The sequence below is a fragment of the Enterococcus sp. DIV1537a genome, from assembly GCF_051712085.1.
In the GTDB taxonomy this organism is placed as follows: Bacteria; Bacillota; Bacilli; order Lactobacillales; family Enterococcaceae; genus Enterococcus; species Enterococcus faecalis.
The window spans coordinates 776,601-797,004 of record NZ_JBIOOE010000001.1; the positions used below are offsets into that span (position 1 = coordinate 776,601).

Below are 20,404 nucleotides of genomic sequence, written 5' to 3' on the forward strand. Positions count from 1 at the left end.
TTGGGAGAACATGGATATTCAAGAGTATCAGCGGTTTATTAGCGCGTTTTATAAAAAACGTAACTGGTATCAATATGATCCGTTTATTCGTTCCAACTTTTTAACAGAAGAAGTCGGCGAAGTTTGTCGGGCCATTCGGACAATTGAAATTGGCCGTGATCGACCGGATGAAACAGTTTTGGCGGATGAAGAGAATCTGGAAAATTTAACGGAAGAGTTAGGCGATGTGTTGGATAATTTATTTATTTTAGCCGATAAATATGACATCTCTTTAGAAATGATTATGCAAAAGCATCGGACGAAACTAATGGAACGTTATCCTGAAGAATAAAGACGCAAAAATAAGAAAGCCAAAATTACTTGGTCTTTCTTATTTTTACGTCTAAAGGCTTGGATTAGAAATTTATGACAAGAAATTATCTGTTCTTTTAGTCAGAACTTAGCTTTTCTGGTAGCGAAATAGGCTAATTAATGATAAACTAAGAACGAGTATTGATAAGCAAAATTTGGACGTTCTTTCACAACCAACTGAAGAAACCAGTGTTGTTTTAATTTTTAAGAATCATCCGTTGCTTAAAAGAGAATCCTTAAGAGACTTAGTGATTCATCAAATAAATCGTTTATTGAACGATTTTGTGCGTAATAGATAAGGAGGACAACCAAATGTCAGAAGAAAAAAATCTTGTAATCAATGCAAACGATTCTTTAGGAGAAATCGTGATTGCTCCTGAAGTCATTGAAGTAATTATCGGAATCGCTGCTTCAAAAGTAGAGGGCGTTTATGGGATGCGTGGCACGTTCGCCAATAATGTGAATGAATTATTAGGCCGTGCAGCACACGGCAAAGGTGTATATTTACGAACAGAAGAAGAAGGCTTAAAAGTCGATATCTATTGTTACTTGAACTACGGTGTTTCTGTGCCAAAAGTTGCGTTAGAAATGCAAGACCGTGTGAAACAACAAGTCTTATTTATGACAGATATTGATTTAGTTGAAGTGAATATTCATGTTGTAGCGGTAGTACCTGAAAAAATCCCTCAACCAGACTTAAATGAATTATTCCCAGAAGATGAAGATGGAGAAGAGAATGAGTAAAACAGAATTAACCCGTCACGAGATTCGTGAAAAAGCGCTCCAAGCCCTTTTTCCTTTAGATTTTAATGCTGATTTAACCAAACAAGATGCCATTGATTATGCATTGGCTTATGATAATCGGGAAATCGTCAGTGAAGATGGCGAAGACCTAGTCCCTACGTATTTAGATTTACTTGTCGGCGGTGTGTGTAGCCGCAAAGCAGAACTAGACGAAGTGATTACGAACCATTTAGGTAATAACTGGTCTATGCAACGCTTAGCAAAAATAGATATTGTTATTTTACGCTTAGCTATTTTTGAAATGTTATACGTTTCAGATGTGCCAAACATTGTGGCATTAAATGAAGCCGTTGAGTTAAGTAAAAAATACAGTGACGACCGTTCACGTAAATTTGTTAATGGTGTGTTATCAAATGTAATGAAAGAAATTGATTCAGAGGCGTAAGCTCTGAATCTTTTTTTACTATCTAACTGGTGTTAAGATACTGGGTTATATGCTAAAATAAATACTATTAAAGAAGTAAAGAAACAATAGAGGGAGCGAAGGAATGAGTACAGTAATTAACGGTCGTGAATTAGCAGATCAAATGCAAGCAGAGATTCAAAAAGATGTAGAAAAGATGACACAACAAGGCATCCAACCAGGATTAGTTGTTTTATTAGTTGGGGAAAATCCTGCCAGCCAAACGTATGTGAGAAATAAAGAACGTGCAGCAGCCAAAATTGGCATTCTGTCAAAGGTCGAAAAACTGCCAGAAACTATTTCAGAAGAAGAATTATTGGCTGAGATTGACAAATATAATCAAGATTCACGCTTTCATGGCATTCTTGTACAACTACCTTTGCCAAAACATATTGATGAAGAAAAGATTTTATTAGCGATTGATCCCAAAAAAGATGTAGATGGGTTCCATCCAATGAATTTAGGCCGTTTGTTTGTAGGCAAACCTGAAATGATTCCTTGCACGCCGTATGGAATTATGAAGATGTTTGAAGCTTATGATATTGATTTAACAGGTAAACGTGCGGTGGTTATTGGTCGAAGCAATATTGTTGGCAAGCCAATGGCACAATTATTGTTAATGAAAAATGCGACCGTGACGATTGCCCATTCTAAAACTGAACATTTAGCAGAAGTTGCAAAAGAAGCGGATATTTTAGTTGTAGCAATTGGACGCGGGCATTTTGTCACCAAAGAGTTCGTGAAACCAGGTGCGGTAGTGATTGATGTGGGCATGAATCGCAATCAAGAAGGAAAACTGATTGGTGATGTAGCATTCGATGAAGTTTCTGAAATTGCAAGCTATATCACGCCGGTTCCCAAAGGTGTTGGCCCAATGACGATTACCATGTTAATGTATCAAACAGTCGAGGCAGCAAAAAAACAAAAGTAAGGTGAAAAAATGACGCAACAGTATTTAACAGTAACAGCCTTAACGAAGTATTTAAAACGTAAATTTGATGCAGACCCTTACTTAGGACGTGTCTATTTAACAGGTGAAATTTCGAACTTTCGCTTCCGAGCGAACGCGCATCAGTACTTCAGTTTAAAAGATGACCATGCGAAGATTTCTGCAATTATGTTTAAATCAGCCTTTCAAAAATTGAAGTTTCAACCAAAAGAAGGCATGAAAGTCATGGTGGTGGGGCGTATTTCGCTTTATGAAAACAGCGGCTCCTATCAAATTTATATTGAACATATGGAACCAGATGGTGTAGGTGCACTTTATCAAGCATTGGCAGAATTAAGAGAAAAACTAGGAAAAGAAGGACTTTTTGAAGGGCCTAAACAACAGTTGCCTCGTTATCCCAAACGAATCGCTGTGGTTACAAGTCCTAGTGGTGCTGTTATTCGGGATATCATTACGACAGTTAAAAGACGGTATCCGATTGCACAACTGGTCCTTTTTCCAACCTTGGTCCAAGGCGAGCAGGCGGCGGATGACATTGTGCGGAACATTCAGCGAGCCGATGCGCAAGGCGATTTTGATACGATGATCATCGGCCGTGGCGGTGGTTCAATCGAGGATTTATGGCCATTTAATGAAGAAAAAGTGGCTCGAGCCATTCATGCTGCCACCACACCGATTATTTCATCGGTTGGTCACGAAACAGATGTGACAATTGCCGATATGGTAGCAGATGTTCGTGCAGCAACGCCAACGGCAGCAGCGGAACTAGCGGTACCAGTTTTAAATGAAGAACTATTAAGAATTAGTGAACGGCGTAGTCGTTTAGAACAAAGCTTTTTATATCTCTTACAACAACGAACAGAACGTTTCCAACGACTACAAAATTCTTATGTGTTTAAGCAACCTGAGCGACTTTATGAAGGTCAAACGATTAAATTAGATCGAATGACGCAACGTCTTTTCCAAGCAATGACAACGATTCATCACCAAAAACAACGTCAAGCCCAAGGAATTATCGCTCAATTGCAACAACAGACACCAAAGGGACAATTAAGAGAAAGTCAGCAACAGTTGGCGTTTTTACAACGAAACTTGCAAACACAAATGACACAATTGTTCCTAAACAAACAAAAGCAATTCACGTCTGCTGTTCAACAATTAGACTTACTCAGCCCACTCAAAATTATGGGTCGAGGATATAGTTATACTACAAAAGAGGACCGTGTCGTTAAAACTGTTACCGAGTTACAGCCAGCAGATCAATTAACGATTCATTATGCTGACGGTACAGTTCAAGCAAACGTCGAAACAATAACAGCGAAAAAAGAGGAGTTTTAACATGCCAGCAAAAGAAAAAACGTTTGAAGAATCATTAAATGCCTTAGAAGAAATCGTTCAGCGCTTAGAACGAGGAGATGTTCCTTTGGAAGAAGCCTTAGTTGCCTTTCAAGAGGGCATGGCATTAAGTAAACAATGTCAAGATACATTGGAAAAAGCGGAAAAAACTTTAACGAAAATGATGACAGAAAACAATAAAGAAATTGTTTTTGAAGAGAGCGAGGAAGCGTAATGACGAATTTTAGTCAACAGCATTTACCGTTGGTTGAAAAAGTCATGGTCGATTTTATCGCAGAATATACTGAAAATGAGCGTTTGAAAGAAGCAATGCTCTACTCAATACACGCAGGTGGCAAACGATTACGCCCGCTATTAGTGCTAACAACAGTGGCCGCTTTTCAAAAAGAGATGGAAACACAAGACTATCAAGTGGCTGCCTCTTTAGAGATGATTCATACGTATTCATTAATTCATGATGATTTACCAGCAATGGATGATGATGATTTACGTCGTGGCAAACCAACCAATCACAAAGTGTTTGGTGAAGCGACTGCCATTTTAGCAGGGGACGGCTTATTAACAGGCGCATTTCAGTTACTTTCTTTGAGCCAATTAGGCTTAAGTGAAAAAGTTTTACTGATGCAACAACTGGCAAAGGCAGCGGGGAATCAAGGCATGGTTGCCGGCCAAATGGGTGATATTGAAGGAGAAAAAGTCAGCTTGACTTTAGAAGAGTTAGCGGCTGTTCATGAAAAGAAAACCGGAGCGCTAATTGAATTCGCCTTAATTGCTGGGGGCATATTAGCCAATCAAACAGAAGAAGTCATTGGTTTACTGACACAGTTTGCGCATCACTATGGCTTGGCTTTTCAAATTCGTGATGACTTATTAGATGCCACAAGTACAGAAGCAGATTTAGGTAAAAAAGTAGGCCGAGATGAAGCGTTGAATAAAAGTACGTATCCAGCTCTTTTAGGGATTGCCGGTGCGAAAGATGCGCTAACACATCAATTAGCAGAGGGCAGCGCTGTTTTAGAAAAAATCAAAGCAAATGTTCCCAACTTTTCAGAAGAACATTTAGCAAACTTGTTAACTCAGTTACAATTGAGATAGAAAGAAGGCACTTATGAAAAAAGAACGCGTCGATGTCTTGGCGTTTAATCAAGGACTATTTGAAACACGAGAAAAAGCAAAACGCAGCGTGATGGCTGGTTTGGTTTACAATGATAAAAATGAACGTTTAGATAAACCAGGGGAAAAAATTTCTGTGGAGACACCCTTACATACTAAGGGCCAAGTAATGCCTTATGTTTCTCGTGGGGGCTTAAAACTAGAGAAGGCACTAAATGTTTTTGCAATCAACGTTCAAGGCAAAACAATGCTAGATATTGGTTCCTCCACAGGTGGTTTTACCGATGTCGCTTTACAAAATGGGGCTCGTTTGAGTTACGCTTTAGATGTTGGCTACAACCAACTAGCATGGAAAATTCGGCAAGATGAACGCGTGGTGGTAATGGAACGTACCAATTTTCGCTATAGTAAACCTGAAGATTTCACCGAAGGGGTGCCGGATATTGCAACGATTGATGTTTCCTTTATTTCATTACGCTTAATTTTGCCACCTCTTCATGATATTTTGAAAAAAGGCGGTAGTGTGGTGGCGTTAATTAAGCCACAATTCGAAGCTGGCAAAGAGTTTGTTGGGAAAAAAGGAATCGTGCGTGATCCAGAAACCCATCAAATGGTTGTGGAGGAAATTACACGCTTTGCCATGAATAACGGTTATGATGTGAAAAACTTAGATTTTTCACCAATCACTGGTGGCGAAGGAAACATTGAATTTTTGGCACACTTAGTTTCTGTTGAAGGAGAAGGATCCTATCAAGCAACAGAATCCATTGAAGAAGTTGTCGCGCATGCGCATCAAAAATTAGCGGAATGATGAGAAAAGTTAGAAGAAAGAAGTGGACGCCTATAGGTGAAAGCTTCTTTTTTGTATAAATCTAGTAATTCATCTTTTAAAATGCATAAAAATAAGCTATGATGAGGGCAAGAGTAAACTGAAAAGGAGAGCGGCGCCATGAGAAAGCAAGATAGACACCGTTTAATTACACGTTTATTGACTGAAAAAAATATTCAAAAGCAAGAAGATTTTGTCAACTACTTACAAGAAAAGGGCGTAGCTGTAACACAAGCAACAATTTCTCGCGACATTAAAGATATGAAACTAATTAAAGTTCCTTCTGCAGAAGGGGGTTATCGGTATAGCCTTCCATTAGAAACACAAGCTAATACGAGTGCTAAACTTGCAAAGCTTTTAAAAGATGCCTTTGTAGCTGCAGAACAAATGGAAAAATATGTCGTATTACGAACCATTCCTGGCAATGCGGCGGCGTGTGGTAGTTTAATCGAAAAGAATTACCAAGAGAAACTTTTTGCCGTCATCAACGATGATGATAGTGTTCTCATGATTGCACGAACTGAGGAGGCGGCAGAAAAACTTCATAAAGAGCTGCTAAGCTATCTATAAAGAATGAGGTGAACAAGATGTTACAAGAACTTTCCGTGAAAAATTTTGCGATTATCTCTTCGTTACAATTAGAGTTTCAAATGGGTATGACCGTTTTAACGGGAGAAACGGGTGCGGGGAAATCCATCATTATTGATGCAATGGGATTACTCACAGGCGGACGCGGCTCCAGTGATTATATTCGTCAAGGAGCAAATAAATGCACCTTAGAAGGACTTTTTTCAATGCCGAAAAGTCAAGAATTAAAGCAATTATTAGAAGAATTAGGTATTGAAACAGAAGAAGATTCTTTAGTGATTCAACGAGATATTTCCGCTTCTGGTAAAAATGTTTGCCGTGTCAACGGACGAATTGTCAACATTACTAATTTAAAAAGAATTGGGGAATATTTAGTAGATATACATGGCCAAAATGAACATCAAGAATTGATGCAAAGTGAACGCCATATTGATATGTTAGATGAATTTGGTGGGAAAAAACTTTTAGCAGTCAAAGAAAAATATACACGGGCATATCAAGAGTATCGCGCACTCGAAGCCAAAGTCAGAAAGCGACAAAAAAATGAAAAAGAGTTTGCCCAAAGAATGGACATGCTTCATTTTCAAAGTGATGAAATTGCTAGTGCACAGTTAGTCGCTGGCGAAGAAGAACAATTGCTAGAAGAACGCAATAAACTGAACAATTTTCAAAAAATTGCTGATGCACTGACGATTAGTTATGCCGCGCTAAATGGTGAAGACGATAGTAGTTTGGATAAAATCGGAACAAGTATGAATGAACTCGCTTCGATTGAATCCCTTGATCCAGAATATAAATCATTGTCAGATACTGTTCAAAATGCTTACTACTTACTACAAGAAGCTAGTGGAGATCTTTCTAGGTTGATTGATGGCTTAGAACTAGATGAAGGCCGCTTGAATGAAGTAGAAAATCGTTTGGAATTAATCCGTCAAATGAAACGTAAATATGGTGATTCGATCGAAACGATTTTATCTTACTATGAAGAAATCACCAAAGAGTTAGCAGAGGCTGATTTTTTGGAAGGTGGTACAGGTGACTTAGAAGCGTTGCTTGCAGAGAAACAACAAGCGGCTCATCAACAAGCGTTAGCTTTACGAAAAGAACGAAAGCGCCTAGCCAAAGAGCTTGAACAACAAATTTTAACCGAATTAAAAGAACTATATTTGGAGCGAACGGAATTTGAAGTCCGCTTTACAGAACTTGAGCATTTACAAGAAAATGGCTTAGACGGAGTAGAATTTTATATTACTACTAACCCAGGGGAACCATTAAAACCGTTAGTTCGGGTGGCTTCTGGCGGAGAACTTTCGCGAGTGATGCTGGCTATGAAAACAATCTTTTCTCAAACGCAAGGGATCACTAGTATTGTTTTTGATGAAGTAGATACAGGAGTTAGTGGCCGAGTAGCACAGGCGATTGCCGATAAAATTTATCAAATTTCAGAAAATTCGCAGGTGTTGTGTATCACGCACTTGCCACAAGTGGCGGCCGTTGCCGATGAACATTATTTTATTGAAAAAGAAATCGTGGCGGGTCGGACAGAAACAAGCGTCCGAATTTTATCTGAAAAAGAGCGAGTAAACGAAATTGCGCGTATGCTCGCAGGAAGTGAAATTACGAAATTAACCATTGAACATGCACAAGAGCTGTTGGCGATGGCGAAAAAATAGCCGCTCTATTTGAGCAAGTAAAAAAAACAGCCCCTTCTATCAATTGAAGGGACTGTTTTTTTACTTTTAATGTGTGAAAAAGTTCTCCAGTTTAAAGACTAAGAATTGCTGTTAAAACAGTTGAACCTACAATTGCGATCAGCATTAGCCAAACCACGACTTTCGTGATTTTTGAAAAGCGACTTTGTTCTTTGTCGTTCATAAATGACACGTCCTTTTTAATTTCTGCTAATAGTGTACAACCTTTTCCTGAAAACAGCAACCTAAAGTTATAAGAGATTCTTTTTCTTTAAAATTCGAATACTAATTACGCAGATTAAGGTAGTGATGGCAAAAATAATCCAAAAGGAATATTCATGCTCTGCAAAAGGGAGTTTCACATTCATGCCGTAAATTCCTCCGATGATGGTCGGAATGGTCAAGACAATTGTTAAGGATGTTAAAATTTTCATGACATTATTTAAGTTATTTGAAACGATTGCTGAAAAAGTATTACTAATGTTATCAACTAATTTTAGTTGTATTTTAGTCGTATTCAGTCCTTGTTCTAGTTCAATCAGAATATCCCTTAAAAATGGCAAATGTTTTTCTGGATGATTAAAAATTTCAGCGCTATATAAACGTTTTAATACTTTTAAATTATCCGTTAAAGCTGCTTCGAAATAAACTAGACTTTTTTGAATGTCCATAATCTGATACAATTGACTATTTTCTGTGGCTACTTGGAGCTCTCCTTCAAGTTTGTTTGTTTGTTGGATAAGTGCTTGTAAGTTTTTATTGAAGGAAAGGGCCATCTTCCATGAAAGGGCTAAAATTAAGGCCTTCTCAATAGAAAGATCTTGATGCGTGAACGCCTCTTTTTGGATCCCATGAACGATGTCGTTAGGCCCATTGCTAACAGTAATTAGTTTGTTATCGACGGTTGCGATTAAAGCAATCGGCACCGTTTCTACTTGCAGATAGCCACTAGGACTGATACTAGCTTTGGGATAACGAAATAAAAGTAACGTAGGCGTTTGTAATTTTTCGTGGCGGAAACCTTCCACTCGAGCATTTTCTTCATCATCTAAAACGCCGGTAAGATAATCTGTTGGTAAGTGGTATTGATTGACGAGACGCTCGATTTCTTCTTCTGTAGGAGATTCTACCGAAATCCAACTTAGGGCTTCATCGTCTGGTGAACAAGGTTCAAAATAGTCATTTTTCAATAATAAATAATTAATCAAAAGATTCACCCCGAATCAACATTTTTTGTTCTAAATCCATTATAATAGAAGTATGACACAATACGAGAAGAAAAGCTTATAAAAAACATTCAAAAATAAGTTGCCGCGATAGGTGAGGCCTCGTTTTGAGAATGGTTTGATAAGTAATCCGTTTTTTATATGAAAAAGCAAGCAAAAAGGGCTTTTAGCACATATATTTAAACGAAATGAAACATCTGTGTAACGTTGATGAAGTATAGTTATAGCAGGTGGAATGAAAGGATTTGTTGAGAGAATGGTGTCGTTTTCGGCAATAATGTTATTTTGGTATATTTTTCCGGTAATTGTGCTCTTTGCGTGCAATTTTCTCGTGTCCACTTTTTCCCTAACGGAACGTTGGAAAATAAAAGCACCGGATTTGGCCATTCCGTTTTTATTCATAGGGATCCATGAGTTATCCAAAGATAGTTATGATGAATCGATTATGCCGTATTTTGTGATTTCTATTTTGTTATTAGGAGTCGCTGTTGCCCTGTTTCAAGCTTATTATTATGGAGAGATTTTATATAGACGATATTTCAAGATGTTTTGGCGGTTGACGTTTTTACTAACGTTTGTGTTGTATGTGTTGCTTATCTTGCTAAATATCAGTCATTATCTACTGTAATAAAGCGTGGAGACAATAGGGGAAATACGCTGTGGGAAAATGTCCCCCACAACTCCCCACTCCGTGGGGTTTTTTTGTTATTTTGGGGGTTATTTGATAAAAAACATAGTAAAAACCTTGTTATAATAACATTTTTTGTTGGATGATGCTTGTTACATAAAACCCTGTAAATATTACAGAAATTTTAAATAACAGTTAAAAAATAGAAGTTTTTAGATTTATAGTGGTAGAAAGTGGTGGGATGTGGTAGACTTGTTCTATCAAGTGGAAAAGCGGGTGTATTGGCTATGCTTATGGGTGAATACCAACATAATATCGATGCCAAAGGCCGCCTAATCGTTCCATCAAAGTTTCGTGAGGAACTTGGTGAAAAATTTGTGGTAACGAGAGGGATGGATGGCTGTTTATTTGGTTATCCTTTAAATGAATGGTCACAACTTGAAGCAAAACTTCAAGAAATGCCCTTAGCTAAGAAAGATGCACGTACCTTTGTACGATTCTTTTATTCCGCTGCAACAGAATGTGAGATTGATAAGCAAGGTCGTATCAATATTCCGGCGAATTTGCGAACACATGCCAGTTTAGAAAAAGGCTGTGTTGTTATCGGCGTCTCTAACCGAATTGAAATTTGGAGTGACGAACGTTGGCATGCATTTTCTGATGAAGCTGAAGAAAACTTTGATGAATTAGCAGAAACAATGATTGATTTTGGATTTTAGGAATGAGGCAAATGATGACTGAAGAATTTCGCCATTACACCGTTCTTTTAAAAGAAACAGTGGATGGATTACAAGTGAAGCCGGATGGCGTATACGTAGATTGCACACTCGGTGGTGCCGGACATAGTGAATACTTACTGACACAATTGAATGAGCACGGTCATTTATATGCCTTTGATCAAGACCAAAAAGCGTTGGCACATGCTAAGACTCGTTTGCAGAAATATGTAGACAAAGGTCAAGTGACCTTCATCAAATCAAATTTTAGAAATATTAAAGAAGAATTGGCAGAACACGGGGTGTTCCATGTTGATGGAATTCTATACGATTTAGGTGTTTCTTCACCACAATTAGATGAAGCAGAACGTGGTTTTAGCTATCATCAAGATGCGCCCTTAGATATGCGCATGGATCAAGACGCACCCTTGACGGCTCGCGAAGTGGTGAATACGTATAGCTATAGTGAGTTAGTAAAAATTTTCTTTCGTTATGGGGAAGAGAAATTTTCGAAACAGATTGCTCGAGAAATTGAACGTGTTCGCGAAAAGCAACCAATTGAAACAACAGGTGAACTCGTTGAGATTATTAAGACGGCGATTCCAGCTCCAGCAAGACGCAAAGGTGGACATCCTGCAAAACGAATTTTCCAAGCAATTCGCATTGCCGTTAATGATGAATTAGGGGCAGTTGAAGAGTCGCTAGAACAAGCAATTGATTTGCTAGCGAAAAATGGCAGAATCAGTGTGATTACGTTCCATTCGTTAGAAGATCGTATTGTTAAAACAATGTTTAAAGAATACAGTACGGTACAAGATTTGCCACCAGGCATTCCAGTGGTACCAGAAGAATTTCAACCAGAATTAAAAGTAATTACCAGAAAACCAATTTTACCAAGTGACAGTGAGTTATCTGAGAATAATCGTTCACGAAGTGCGAAGTTACGCATTGCCGAAAAAATAAAATCTAGTTAGAGAGAGGGGTAGACACATGGCTGAATTGAAGAAAGTAAATGATTTCCATTATGAAGCACCAGAAATGGATCAGCCAACTGTGGCAACAGAGCAAGACAGAAAAATGCAAGAGGAAACACTACCTGTCCCCGCTCTATTACCCAAAAAGAAACTAAAAAATGTCTCTTTACTAGAAAAATTAATCGGTGTTGTATTAGTTTGTGCAACGATTGGTATTGCAATTGCGACAATTCAAGTAAGAACGACAATTGTCCAAACCATGAACGATATTACAGAAACACAAGCAGTCATTAAAGAAAAGGAAGATAACGCTTTGAAATTGGAACAAGAAAGAAGCGAACTTTCTAAATCAGATCGAATCAAAGATGTCGCTAAAAAACAAGGACTAGAAAATAACGGCGACAATGTTAGGACTGTTAAATAATGAGTAAAAGACATAAATTTAAACAATTCATGAAAAAGAAAAACTTAAATCCGATGAACAATCGTAAAAAAGTAGGCATCATTTTATTCGCTACGAGTATTGGATTGTTCTTTTTATTTGCCTTTAGAACGACATACATTGTGGCAACAGGCAAAGTAGCAGGTGTATCACTAAAGGAAAAAACAGCTTCTCTATATGAAGGAAGCCAAGTGGTAAAAGCTAAGCGAGGATCAATTTTAGATCGATATGGTAATCCAATCGCAGAAGATGCTACTTCCTATTCGTTATATGTCGTATTATCAAAAAAATATACGGGACAAAATAATGAAAAGCTATATGCGGAGAAAAAAGACTTCGATGATATTGCTGAAATTTTAGCGAAATATACCAAACTAGACAAAAAAACAGCATTGAAATACTTGAATAATGGGATCCATGAAGATGGGTCAACACAATATCAAGTGGAATTTGGTACGGGTGGTCAAAACATCACCTTGGAAACACGCCAAAAAATTGAAGCAGACTTGAAAAAGAAAAAAATCTCAGGTGTTTATTTCAATGAACATCCAGCCAGATTATATCCCAATGGGCAGTTTGCTTCTCACTTTATTGGCTATACAAAAGCAGCCAATCCAGATGATGATAAAGAAGGCTTAGTAGGCGCGATGGGACTAGAACAGGCCTATAATGATATTTTAAGTGGAACCGATGGCCGTGTGTATTTTGAAAAAGATATTTACGGCAATGCCTTACCAGGAACTGTGGCGGAAGAGAAAAAAGCAGTGGATGGTCAAGATATTTACACAACGCTGGATAGTCGCTTGCAAAATACCTTAGAAGATTTAATGACGCAAGTTAATGAAAAATATGAACCAGTTTCCATGACTGCTATGTTAATGGAAGCAAAAACAGGCGAAATTGTAGCCATGTCTCAACGGCCAACATTTAATCCTGAAACGAAACAAGGATTAGACAATAATGGCACGTGGCAGAACCTATTGGTCGAAAGCCCATATGAACCTGGCTCAACGCTTAAATTATTTACGTCAGCGGCGGCCATCGAGCAAGGACTGTTTAATCCAAATGAATCATTTAACCGCGTAGGTGGCATCACTGTTGGTGATAGGACAATTAACGACCATGATGTCGGCAATTTAAAAGACAAAACGTCTTTAACTTATCGTCAAGCTATTTCTTGGTCTAGTAATATCGGAATGGTGAACTTGGAACAACGAATGGGTGGCGACAAGTGGGTCGAATATTTGAAAAAATTTGGGTTTGGTTCAAGCACACATTCAGGTTTAACTTCAGAACACACTGGGAAACTTCCAGATAATAATATTGTTGATCGGGCCAATTCAGCTTTTGGTCAAGGGATTACGGTTACTAATTTCCAAATGATGAAAGGTTTCTCAGCTATTGCAAATGACGGTTCAATGTTGCAACCTCATTACATCAGCAAAATTGTTGACAAAAATACAGGAAAAGAAACGATTACGGAACCACAAATCGTAGGAACCCCAATCAAAGCGCAAACAGCTCAACAGATTCGTACGTACATGATTGATACTGTTGAAGACCCGACTTACGGGATTGCGTATGATATTTATAAAGTACCAGGCTATCATGTTGCTGCCAAAACAGGAACTGCCCAGATTTCAGATGGTAAAGGGTACGTTGATGGAGCAAGTCAAGTCTTGTCTTCTGTAGTGGAAATGGTCCCAGCGGATAATCCTGAATATGTTTTGTATATTACACTTAGACAAGCAAAATCAGGTTCGCCTTCAGAAGCAATGGCGGCAATTGCAAACCCATTAATGAAATTAGCGTTAGACATTAAAGAGACAGATCCGGAAACAACGAAAGTAGCTTCTGATAAAGTCACAGTTGCTGATTATAAAAACATGACGCCAGCGGAAGCGTTGGCCAATGCCAAAGTGAACGGGGTGGATCCTGTGATTATCGGCGATGGTGAAAAAATCAAGAAACAATCAACGCCGTCTGGTCAAACATTAATGCCTAATCAAAAATTGATTTTGATCACAAACGGAACGAACTATATGCCTGATTTAACCGGCTGGTCGAAGAGCGATGTTACCAAGTTTGGCGATCTATTAGGTTTGACTGTCGAGTTTAAAGGTGAAGGCTATGTGACGAAACAAAGTATCGCTGCTGAAACTGAAATTACGGAGAAAAAATTAACCGTGACTTTAGAAGGCACAGAATAATAACGTAGAATAATTAGGAGAGATAACATGGAGTGGACACAGATTTTTATTCCCATAGTGGTGAGTTTTGCCATTACAGTGAGCGTAATGCCACTATTCATTGGCTATTTTCAAATGAAAAAACAAGGGCAGGTTACTCGTGAAGATGGCCCAACTTGGCATAGCGTGAAAACAGGTACCCCTACAATGGGGGGAGTCGTTTTCCTTGTAGCCAGCTTGATTACTTCATTAGCAATGGGGTTGTTTTTCCACCAATTTACGCCGTCTCTACTAATTATTCTATTTATTTTAGTATTATACGGTTTGCTAGGTTATTTAGATGATTTCATAAAAGTCTTTAAAAAACGGAACATGGGCTTGAACTCTCGTCAAAAATTAATTGGTCAAATTTTTGGTGGGTTGGTTTTCTACTTTGTTTATCGAAGTGAAGGCTTTTCAGACACCTTAGATTTGTTTGGAGTAGCAGAAGTTCCGTTAGGTATTTTTTATGGCGTGTTTATTATTTTTTGGTTAGTCGGTTTTTCTAATGCCGTGAATTTGACAGATGGGATTGATGGCTTAGTTGCTGGTTTAGGAACAATTTCATTTGGTACTTATGCAATTATTGCCTGGAAACAACAACAATTTGATGTTGTGATTATCTGCCTAAGTGTGATTGGTGGTCTGATTGGCTTTTTCCCTTATAATAGAAAACCAGCAAAAATCTTCATGGGTGATGTTGGTTCATTAGCATTAGGTGGATTGTTAGCAGCAATTTCAATTATTTTGCATCAAGAATGGACGCTACTTTTAATTGGACTTGTCTACGTTTGTGAAACAGCAAGTGTTATTTTACAAGTTGCTTCATTTAAATTATTTGGTCGACGGATTTTTAAAATGTCACCAATTCATCACCATTTTGAAATGTGTGGTTGGTCTGAATGGAAAATTGATTTTGTCTTTTGGTCTGTCGGTTTAATCTGTTCAGGAATCACATTATGGATTCTTTTCTAATCTATCAAAGGGGAAATTGACAATGAAAAAAATAACAACCTATCAAAACAAAAAAGTGTTGGTTTTAGGACTAGCTAAAAGTGGTGTCAGCGCAGCGAAACTCTTACATGAGTTAGGTGCGCTCGTTACCGTTAATGACGCAAAACAATTTGATCAAAACCCTGACGCCCAAGATTTATTAACCTTGGGTATTCGTGTTGTTACAGGGGGGCATCCAATTGAATTGTTGGATGAAGAATTTGAACTAATCGTTAAAAATCCTGGTATTCCTTATACAAATCCACTTGTGGCAGAAGCACTAACTCGGAAAATTCCTATCATAACTGAGGTGGAATTAGCAGGTCAAATTGCCGAATGTCCAATTGTCGGCATTACGGGCACCAATGGCAAAACAACCACGACCACGATGATTGGTTTACTGCTAAATGCTGACAGAACGGCTGGTGAGGCACGTTTGGCGGGAAATATTGGTTTTCCAGCGAGTACGGTGGCTCAAGAAGCAACGGCCAAGGATGATCTTGTGATGGAACTTTCTAGTTTTCAGTTAATGGGAATTGAGACGTTTCACCCACAAATTGCAGTAATTACAAATATTTTTGAAGCACACTTGGATTATCATGGTTCGCGGAAAGAATATGTTGCTGCAAAATGGGCCATTCAAAAAAACATGACCGCAGAGGACACCTTGATTTTAAATTGGAATCAAGTAGAGCTTCAAACGTTAGCCAAAACCACAGCTGCCAACGTATTGCCTTTTTCAACGAAAGAAGCAGTAGAAGGGGCTTATCTTTTAGATGGGAAATTATATTTTAATGAAGAATATATTATGCCCGCCGATGAGCTAGGGATTCCTGGCAGTCACAATATTGAAAATGCACTCGCAGCGATTTGTGTAGCTAAATTAAAAAATGTATCGAATGTTCAGATTAGACAAACTTTGAAAAACTTTTCGGGCGTTCCCCATCGAACGCAATTTGTTGGCGAAGTTCAGCAAAGACGTTTTTATAACGATTCAAAAGCAACCAATATTTTAGCTACAGAGATGGCGTTAAGTGGGTTTGACAACCAAAAGCTACTTTTACTTGCGGGTGGCTTGGATCGCGGTAACTCATTTGATGAATTGGTTCCTGCTCTGCTGGGACTCAAAGCAATTGTTTTATTTGGAGAAACTAAAGAAAAATTGGCGGAAGTTGCTAAAAAAGCGAACATTGAAACAATTTTATTTGCTGAAAATGTTCAAACGGCGGTTACCATTGCCTTTGATTATTCGGAAAAAGATGATACTATTTTACTATCACCTGCTTGCGCAAGTTGGGATCAATACCCGAATTTTGAAGTACGCGGGGAAGCCTTTATGCAAGCTGTTCAACAATTAAAAGAAAGTGAAATGTGAGAAAATGAAGATACTAGTAACTGGTGGTGGCACAGGTGGGCATATCTATCCTGCGTTATCCTTCGTCGAACACGTCAAAAAAGAAGCACCTGCTACAGAATTCTTGTATGTGGGAACAGAAAATGGTCTAGAAAGTCAAATTGTGCCAAAGGCGAAAATTCCATTTAAAACGATTAAAATTCAAGGATTCAAGCGTTCGCTAAGTCCTCAAAATTTTAAAACAATTTATTTATTTTTAACAAGCATTAATAAAGCAAAAAAAATTATTCGTGAATTTCAACCAGATGTGGTCATTGGTACAGGCGGTTATGTTTCTGGTGCAGTGGTTTATGCGGCCCACCAATTAAAAATACCGACAATTATTCATGAACAAAATAGTATCCCCGGAATGACAAATAAATTTTTAAGTCGTTATGTGGATAAAATTGCGATTTGTTTTCCGGATGTCGCTAGTTTTTTCCCGAAAGAAAAAACAATTTTGACAGGGAACCCGCGGGGACAAGAAGTCGTAACGGTGGAAAAGTCAGCTATTTTATCAGAGTTTGGCTTGGATCCAGCAAAGAAAACGGTGGTTTTATTTGGCGGAAGTCGTGGCGCCTTGAAAATCAATCAAGCGTTTGAACAGGCCTTTCCTTTGTTTGAAGAGAGAGAGTATCAAGTTTTATACGCTTCAGGAGAAAGATATTATCAGGAACTTCAAGAAAGTCTAAAGCTTTCTGAAAAGAAATTGACAAACATAAGTGTGCAACCGTATATTGATAAAATGGTTGAAGTGATGGCTAATACCGATTTAATGGTGGGACGTGCAGGAGCAACCTCAATTGCGGAGTTCACCGCATTAGGATTACCAGCAATTTTAATTCCGAGTCCTTACGTCACGAATGATCATCAAACGAAAAACGCGCAAAGCTTAGTAAAAGTTGGTGCTGTTGAAATGATTCCAGATACAGAATTGACCGGCGCTCGTTTAGTTGCGGCAATTGATGATATTTTATTAAACAATGAAAAAAGACAACAGATGGCAACGGCGTCCAAAGGGGAAGGCATCCCAGATGCAAGTGATCGTTTGTATCAAGTTGTGAAAACGTTAGTCTGAGATAGGAGGTGTGGAAGATTAGTAACGAGAACGATATATTCAAAAAAAGAAAACCATTACCTCCAAAAAAATCGGAAGAGTCTCAACCTGAACTGACACCTTGGCAAAAACAAAACCAAGAATATTTGAAGAAGCAAGCGGAAGAAGCTGCTTCAAAAGGTGAAAACGAACAAGCAAAAGTCACCATCACTTTACAAGAACAAAGTCAAGAAGAGCCTCAACAACATCTTCCACAAGAAACAGTGGAAGAAGAGGAGCATTTTGCAGATCGTTTACCGAACGTTAAGAAAACACGGAACAAGCGCTTATATAGGCGTTTAGCCTTTATTTTAACTTGTTTAGGGACAGCCATTTTAGTGGCATTGTATTTTGTTTCGCCTCTTAGTCGATTGAGTGAAGTAACAGTTTCAGGTAACAAAAGTGTGGAGAGTCAAGCGATTATTCAGCAGTCAAAACTTGAAACGGGCAGTGGCTTATGGGAGCAGTATTCAAATAGAAATTATTTTTCTGCAAATATTCAGAAAAAGTTTCCAATTATAAAAAAGGCGAACATTAAGTTAAATGGTATTAATTCATTTAAAATTGATATTCAAGAGTATCAAATTGTCGCTCTTGCTGCGACTAAAGGCGGCTATCATCCGATTTTAGAGAATGGTAAAACTTTGGCGGAGACCACCAAAGCTGCTGAAAGTGGCAAACCAATTTTTGAGAATTTCAAAGAGGATATATTAATCCCTGAATTAATGGCCTCTTACAACAAATTACCTCAAGAAATTAAACAAGGAATTTCAGAAATTAAATATGCACCATCCAAAACCAATAAAGACTTGATTAATGTCTATATGAATGATGGAAATCGAGTGATTGTTAATATTTCTGATTTAAGTGAAAAAATGGCTTATTATTCACAAGTAGCCGAGCAAATGGACAAACCTGGAATCGTTGATATGGAAGTCGGCATTTTTTCTTATCCGTATGAAAAAGAAAGTGAAGAAACGGGCAGTGAAGTTTCCGAAGATTCAGCGGTTGAAAATCAAGAAGTTGCGGACCCAAATGCAGGCGTAGCAACGGATGAAGCGAATAACGGTACGCCGACAAATGGAGAAAATCAAGAAGTGCAACAAGCAGAATAAGTTTTTTACAAAAATGTTTCAAAAATTAACGAACAAATTCGTATAATCTGCTTTCTAAAACCCCCATTTTTATGGTAAAATTGGAAGAAGTGAATAATACTAAAAAAGAGATAGTTAAACGGACGCCTTTGTCCGCTTAGATATTGGAATTAATAGGAGGAGGAATTCCGTTCATGGCAAAAACAGGAATGTATGTAGGCCTCGATATTGGTACAACTTCTGTCAAAGTAGTTGTCGCTGAATATATTGAAGGTCAAATGAACATCATCGGCGTTGGAAATGCAAAATCAGACGGTTTGAATCGAGGGATTGTCGTCGATATTGATCAAACAGTTCAAGCAATCCAACGGGCCGTTCGACAAGCCGAAGAAAAAGCCGGCATTCAAATTAAAAGCGTAAATGTTGGATTACCAGCGAATTTATTAGAAGTAGAAAGCTGTCAAGGAATGATAGCTGTTAGCAGTGAATCAAAAGAAATTACAGATGAGGATGTGCGCAACGTCGCATCTGCAGCTTTGGTTCGTTCAACTCCTCCTGAACGTCAAATTGTTGCAATCTTACCGCAAGACTTTACCGTCGACGGCTTTGAAGGCATCAAAGACCCACGTGGAATGCTTGGCGTTCGCATGGAGATGTTTGGCGTTGTCTATACTGGACCAAAAACAATCATCCATAACATCCGTAAATGTGTTGAAAAAGCTGGCTTAGGAATTAACGAATTAGTGATTACACCGCTTGCTTTAACAGAAACAATTTTAACAGATGGCGAAAAAGACTTTGGAACAATTGTTATTGATATGGGTGGCGGTCAAACAACGACATCTGTTATCCACGACAAACAATTGAAATTTACTCATGTTAACCAAGAAGGCGGCGAGTTCATCACGAAAGATATCTCAATCGTATTGAATACTTCTTTTAACAACGCCGAAGCCTTAAAAATTAATTATGGGGATGCTTATCCAGAAAGAACTTCAGCAAACGAAGAGTTTCCTGTTGATGTTATCGGTAAGTCAGAGCCTGTAAGAGTGGACGAACGTTACCTTTCAGAAATTATTGAAGCGCGTGTGGAACAAATTTTGAGAAAATCAAAAGAAGTTCTGGATGAAATTGATGCGTTTGAATTACCTGGAGGCGTTGTGTTAACTGGTGGCGCCGCTAGTATGCCAGGTATTGTCGATTTGGCGCAAGAGATTTTTGAAGCCAACGTAAAACTATACGTACCAAATCACATGGGCTTACGTAACCCAGTCTTTGCTAATGTCATTAGCATTGTGGAATATTCAGCGCAACTAAACGATATTTATCACATTGCCAAATATGCAATCCCTGGTGAAAAATCGAAACCAGCACAATCAGTCGCTGTCCAACAAGAAGTTCGCTATGACACATATGCTGAACAGCCTCAAGAAGAATACGAAGAATTCAACGAACGTGAGTCTGGTGAAAAAGTGACAGGCAAAATCAAAGACTTCTTCTCGAACATTTTCGACTAATCACACAAACAGG

22 protein-coding genes are annotated in these 20,404 nt (G+C 38.3%); 20 read left to right on the top strand and 2 right to left on the bottom strand.

Annotated features, from left to right (window positions below; translation table 11 throughout):
• The first annotated feature begins 10 nt into the window (after positions 1–10).
• From IGJ41_RS03900 to recN, 10 genes are all read left to right on the top strand, one after another.
• Positions 11–331: a MazG nucleotide pyrophosphohydrolase domain-containing protein gene (locus IGJ41_RS03900; RefSeq protein WP_002355872.1), complete on the top strand. Its 321-nt coding sequence runs from the start codon at positions 11–13 to the stop codon at positions 329–331.
• 332 nt (positions 332–663) lie between these two features.
• Positions 664–1,095, top strand: a complete 432-nt coding sequence (locus tag IGJ41_RS03905) for an Asp23/Gls24 family envelope stress response protein (RefSeq protein WP_002355874.1) — start codon at positions 664–666, stop codon at positions 1,093–1,095.
• On the top strand, positions 1,088–1,540 hold the full coding sequence (nusB, locus tag IGJ41_RS03910; RefSeq protein ID WP_002355875.1) for a transcription antitermination factor NusB: 453 nt from the start codon (positions 1,088–1,090) through the stop codon (positions 1,538–1,540). Before IGJ41_RS03905 ends, nusB begins: the two co-directional genes overlap by 8 nt.
• Positions 1,541–1,643: 103 nt before the next feature.
• Positions 1,644–2,489, top strand: coding sequence for a bifunctional methylenetetrahydrofolate dehydrogenase/methenyltetrahydrofolate cyclohydrolase (locus tag IGJ41_RS03915; RefSeq protein ID WP_002355876.1), 846 nt, complete (start codon positions 1,644–1,646; stop codon positions 2,487–2,489).
• 9 nt (positions 2,490–2,498) lie between these two features.
• Entirely contained in the window at positions 2,499–3,845 is a 1,347-nt protein-coding gene (gene xseA / locus IGJ41_RS03920; protein ID WP_002355877.1) for an exodeoxyribonuclease VII large subunit, read from the top strand.
• A gap of 1 nt (position 3,846) precedes the next feature.
• Positions 3,847–4,077, top strand: coding sequence for an exodeoxyribonuclease VII small subunit (locus IGJ41_RS03925; RefSeq protein WP_002364628.1), 231 nt, complete (start codon positions 3,847–3,849; stop codon positions 4,075–4,077).
• The gene (locus IGJ41_RS03930; protein ID WP_002371528.1) at positions 4,077–4,958 is read left to right on the top strand and encodes a polyprenyl synthetase family protein; all 882 of its coding nucleotides are present in this window, start codon (positions 4,077–4,079) and stop codon (positions 4,956–4,958) included. Before IGJ41_RS03925 ends, IGJ41_RS03930 begins: the two co-directional genes overlap by 1 nt.
• Before the next feature lie 13 nt (positions 4,959–4,971).
• Positions 4,972–5,787, top strand: coding sequence for a TlyA family RNA methyltransferase (locus IGJ41_RS03935; RefSeq protein ID WP_002355880.1), 816 nt, complete (start codon positions 4,972–4,974; stop codon positions 5,785–5,787).
• A gap of 138 nt (positions 5,788–5,925) precedes the next feature.
• Complete coding sequence (locus IGJ41_RS03940) at positions 5,926–6,375, top strand: arginine repressor (RefSeq protein ID WP_002358881.1); 450 nt, start codon at positions 5,926–5,928, stop codon at positions 6,373–6,375.
• Between the two features lie 17 nt (positions 6,376–6,392).
• Positions 6,393–8,066, top strand: coding sequence for a DNA repair protein RecN (gene recN, locus IGJ41_RS03945; protein WP_010825092.1), 1,674 nt, complete (start codon positions 6,393–6,395; stop codon positions 8,064–8,066).
• Between the two features lie 91 nt (positions 8,067–8,157).
• Here the strand turns inward: recN and IGJ41_RS03950 are convergent, their stop codons facing one another.
• Both IGJ41_RS03950 and IGJ41_RS03955 read right to left on the bottom strand, forming a co-directional pair.
• Positions 8,158–8,268, bottom strand: a complete 111-nt coding sequence (locus tag IGJ41_RS03950; protein ID WP_002383399.1) for a DUF4044 domain-containing protein — start codon at positions 8,266–8,268, stop codon at positions 8,158–8,160.
• A gap of 67 nt (positions 8,269–8,335) precedes the next feature.
• Positions 8,336–9,301: a magnesium transporter CorA family protein gene (locus tag IGJ41_RS03955; RefSeq protein WP_002383400.1), complete on the bottom strand. Its 966-nt coding sequence runs from the start codon at positions 9,299–9,301 to the stop codon at positions 8,336–8,338.
• Between the two features lie 244 nt (positions 9,302–9,545).
• Here IGJ41_RS03955 and IGJ41_RS03960 point away from each other — a divergent pair, with 244 nt between their 5' ends.
• The 10 genes from IGJ41_RS03960 to ftsA all read left to right on the top strand — a co-directional run bounded on the left by IGJ41_RS03960 (position 9,546) and on the right by ftsA (position 20,391).
• On the top strand, positions 9,546–9,938 hold the full coding sequence (locus IGJ41_RS03960; protein ID WP_002383401.1) for a DUF3397 domain-containing protein: 393 nt from the start codon (positions 9,546–9,548) through the stop codon (positions 9,936–9,938).
• A 233-nt stretch (positions 9,939–10,171) separates the two neighbouring features.
• Positions 10,172–10,657, top strand: a complete 486-nt coding sequence (gene mraZ / locus IGJ41_RS03965) for a division/cell wall cluster transcriptional repressor MraZ (protein ID WP_002383402.1) — start codon at positions 10,172–10,174, stop codon at positions 10,655–10,657.
• Between the two features lie 14 nt (positions 10,658–10,671).
• Positions 10,672–11,628, top strand: a complete 957-nt coding sequence (gene rsmH, locus IGJ41_RS03970) for a 16S rRNA (cytosine(1402)-N(4))-methyltransferase RsmH (RefSeq protein ID WP_010774092.1) — start codon at positions 10,672–10,674, stop codon at positions 11,626–11,628.
• Positions 11,629–11,644: 16 nt separating this feature from the next.
• Positions 11,645–12,052 carry a cell division protein FtsL gene (gene ftsL / locus IGJ41_RS03975; protein ID WP_002385090.1) on the top strand — a complete coding sequence of 136 codons (408 nt, stop codon included), beginning with the start codon at positions 11,645–11,647 and terminating at the stop codon, positions 12,050–12,052.
• The gene (locus IGJ41_RS03980; protein WP_010827252.1) at positions 12,052–14,280 is read left to right on the top strand and encodes a penicillin-binding protein; all 2,229 of its coding nucleotides are present in this window, start codon (positions 12,052–12,054) and stop codon (positions 14,278–14,280) included. The genes ftsL and IGJ41_RS03980 overlap by 1 nt, the downstream gene beginning before the upstream one ends.
• A gap of 27 nt (positions 14,281–14,307) precedes the next feature.
• Positions 14,308–15,273 carry a phospho-N-acetylmuramoyl-pentapeptide-transferase gene (gene mraY / locus IGJ41_RS03985; RefSeq protein WP_002355894.1) on the top strand — a complete coding sequence of 322 codons (966 nt, stop codon included), beginning with the start codon at positions 14,308–14,310 and terminating at the stop codon, positions 15,271–15,273.
• Between the two features lie 22 nt (positions 15,274–15,295).
• Entirely contained in the window at positions 15,296–16,666 is a 1,371-nt protein-coding gene (gene murD, locus IGJ41_RS03990; protein WP_202524497.1) for a UDP-N-acetylmuramoyl-L-alanine--D-glutamate ligase, read from the top strand.
• A 4-nt stretch (positions 16,667–16,670) separates the two neighbouring features.
• The gene (gene murG, locus IGJ41_RS03995; RefSeq protein ID WP_202524498.1) at positions 16,671–17,762 is read left to right on the top strand and encodes an undecaprenyldiphospho-muramoylpentapeptide beta-N-acetylglucosaminyltransferase; all 1,092 of its coding nucleotides are present in this window, start codon (positions 16,671–16,673) and stop codon (positions 17,760–17,762) included.
• An 8-nt stretch (positions 17,763–17,770) separates the two neighbouring features.
• Positions 17,771–18,895: a cell division protein FtsQ/DivIB gene (locus tag IGJ41_RS04000; RefSeq protein WP_202524499.1), complete on the top strand. Its 1,125-nt coding sequence runs from the start codon at positions 17,771–17,773 to the stop codon at positions 18,893–18,895.
• Positions 18,896–19,068: 173 nt separating this feature from the next.
• The gene (gene ftsA / locus IGJ41_RS04005) at positions 19,069–20,391 is read left to right on the top strand and encodes a cell division protein FtsA (protein WP_002355898.1); all 1,323 of its coding nucleotides are present in this window, start codon (positions 19,069–19,071) and stop codon (positions 20,389–20,391) included.
• Positions 20,392–20,404 lie beyond the last annotated feature (13 nt).

Bases quoted from the DNA above. Each gene is read 5' to 3' on its own strand.
- mraY (WP_002355894.1), top strand. From the start codon at position 14,308: ATGGAGTGGACACAGATTTTTATTCCCATAGTGGTGAGTTTTGCCATT.
- rsmH (WP_010774092.1), top strand. From the start codon at position 10,672: ATGACTGAAGAATTTCGCCATTACACCGTTCTTTTAAAAGAAACAGTG.
- IGJ41_RS03930 (WP_002371528.1), top strand. From the start codon at position 4,077: ATGACGAATTTTAGTCAACAGCATTTACCGTTGGTTGAAAAAGTCATG.
- murG (WP_202524498.1), top strand. From the start codon at position 16,671: ATGAAGATACTAGTAACTGGTGGTGGCACAGGTGGGCATATCTATCCT.
- murD (WP_202524497.1), top strand. From the start codon at position 15,296: ATGAAAAAAATAACAACCTATCAAAACAAAAAAGTGTTGGTTTTAGGA.
- ftsA (WP_002355898.1), top strand. From the start codon at position 19,069: ATGGCAAAAACAGGAATGTATGTAGGCCTCGATATTGGTACAACTTCT.
- recN (WP_010825092.1), top strand. From the start codon at position 6,393: ATGTTACAAGAACTTTCCGTGAAAAATTTTGCGATTATCTCTTCGTTA.
- IGJ41_RS03905 (WP_002355874.1), top strand. From the start codon at position 664: ATGTCAGAAGAAAAAAATCTTGTAATCAATGCAAACGATTCTTTAGGA.
- IGJ41_RS03935 (WP_002355880.1), top strand. From the start codon at position 4,972: ATGAAAAAAGAACGCGTCGATGTCTTGGCGTTTAATCAAGGACTATTT.
- nusB (WP_002355875.1), top strand. From the start codon at position 1,088: ATGAGTAAAACAGAATTAACCCGTCACGAGATTCGTGAAAAAGCGCTC.
- IGJ41_RS03950 (WP_002383399.1), bottom strand. From the start codon at position 8,268: ATGAACGACAAAGAACAAAGTCGCTTTTCAAAAATCACGAAAGTCGTG.
- IGJ41_RS03940 (WP_002358881.1), top strand. From the start codon at position 5,926: ATGAGAAAGCAAGATAGACACCGTTTAATTACACGTTTATTGACTGAA.
- xseA (WP_002355877.1), top strand. From the start codon at position 2,499: ATGACGCAACAGTATTTAACAGTAACAGCCTTAACGAAGTATTTAAAA.
- IGJ41_RS03925 (WP_002364628.1), top strand. From the start codon at position 3,847: ATGCCAGCAAAAGAAAAAACGTTTGAAGAATCATTAAATGCCTTAGAA.
- IGJ41_RS03980 (WP_010827252.1), top strand. From the start codon at position 12,052: ATGAGTAAAAGACATAAATTTAAACAATTCATGAAAAAGAAAAACTTA.
- IGJ41_RS03915 (WP_002355876.1), top strand. From the start codon at position 1,644: ATGAGTACAGTAATTAACGGTCGTGAATTAGCAGATCAAATGCAAGCA.
- IGJ41_RS03960 (WP_002383401.1), top strand. From the start codon at position 9,546: ATGAAAGGATTTGTTGAGAGAATGGTGTCGTTTTCGGCAATAATGTTA.
- IGJ41_RS03900 (WP_002355872.1), top strand. From the start codon at position 11: ATGGATATTCAAGAGTATCAGCGGTTTATTAGCGCGTTTTATAAAAAA.
- ftsL (WP_002385090.1), top strand. From the start codon at position 11,645: ATGGCTGAATTGAAGAAAGTAAATGATTTCCATTATGAAGCACCAGAA.